The sequence below is a fragment of the Streptomyces sp. NPDC037290 genome (assembly GCF_055603245.1).
Genome location: NZ_JBVJVZ010000111.1, coordinates 1 through 1,036, shown reverse-complemented (window position 1 = coordinate 1,036; position 1,036 = coordinate 1). Strand labels below are relative to the sequence as shown.

At 61.8% G+C, this 1,036-nt stretch carries 1 protein-coding gene and 1 pseudogene; both read right to left on the bottom strand.

Translation table 11 applies throughout. From position 1 onward, the window contains the following. Positions 1-237: 237 nt before the first annotated feature. Entirely contained in the window at positions 238-474 is a 237-nt protein-coding gene (locus ACZ7HQ_RS45185) for a hypothetical protein (protein WP_044375067.1), read from the bottom strand. 312 nt (positions 475-786) lie between these two features. Further along, positions 787-1,036 (bottom strand): annotated as a pseudogene (locus ACZ7HQ_RS45180) (hypothetical protein); the annotation flags it as partial.

The window sequence follows — 1,036 nt, the reverse complement described above, 5'->3', positions numbered from 1 at the left end:
ATTGTTTCCCCTGGTCAAGTGCTCGACAACGGTACCGTTTAGGCGCAAAATGCGTTTCGCTAGACGTGTTGCTGCAGGCAGTGTCTCGTTGTCAGGGAAATCCTGACAGGTGAGGTCGCCCGGTTCACCGGGTACCCGAAACACGTCGAACAGAGAGGGACCCGCGTCCAGGACTGGAATCTAGAACGCGGGCCCCAAGCCGGATTCGGCATCAGACGGCGGGTGAGGTAGCTACCCTCATCCGCCGTTGCCGTTGACCAAGCCGTAGATCAGGCTGCCGAGCGCGACGACCGCGAGGATCGTCTCGGCTCCCAGCTTGATCCACGTCAGCCACGACGTGACACCGTGATACGGCTCCTCAGGGCCATCGGAATTCGAAACGATGTCGCCCTGGTCCGCGCAGCCCGTGCAGTCTGGGGTCCGCGGATCCGGAACTTCATCGTCCCGTTCCTTTGACCATGTGGAGTCGGCCATCCGAATCAAGCTCCCTTCCGTTGGGTGAATCCGAGCCGGTGCAGCCCGTACGTCGCCCACCGACTCCTGGTCGGAAGAGAGTTGGATAGAGCCTACCGGGTCAGGTGTGCGACCCATGGGCACTCAGATACGCCTAGTTCAGGCACGGGAGTGCTTCATTCGGCAGATTTCCTGTCGATGTGGGCGTAGTTGCAGTCATCTTCGTCTAAAACGTAGGCCACATGGCCATTCTCCTTTCTCTTTCTCTAGAGGGCTGCTTCTGCTTCGCCGATGAAGAGGATCATCGAGCGCCCGCCGGGCTGCTTGTTCTAGCTACGAGCGGTCGGCGAACTCGTGCAACTGGTCGACGAGTCGGCGGTCGGGCCGGCGGACGATTCCGCCGGTCCCTGTGCGGCTGGAGGCGAGACGGTCGACTTCGCTCTCCAGCCGACCGGTCGGAGCGCTGGCACCGTTACCGCTGGTGCGGATGTATCGGGCGAAGATCTCCAGTCCTTCGATGAAGGTGGCGTCCGGCGGGGCGGATTCCGAGGTGGACTCCATCAGCTGGTGGTACCAGTGCCGG

Bases quoted from the DNA above. Each gene is read 5' to 3' on its own strand.
- ACZ7HQ_RS45185 (WP_044375067.1), bottom strand. From the start codon at position 474: ATGGCCGACTCCACATGGTCAAAGGAACGGGACGATGAAGTTCCGGAT.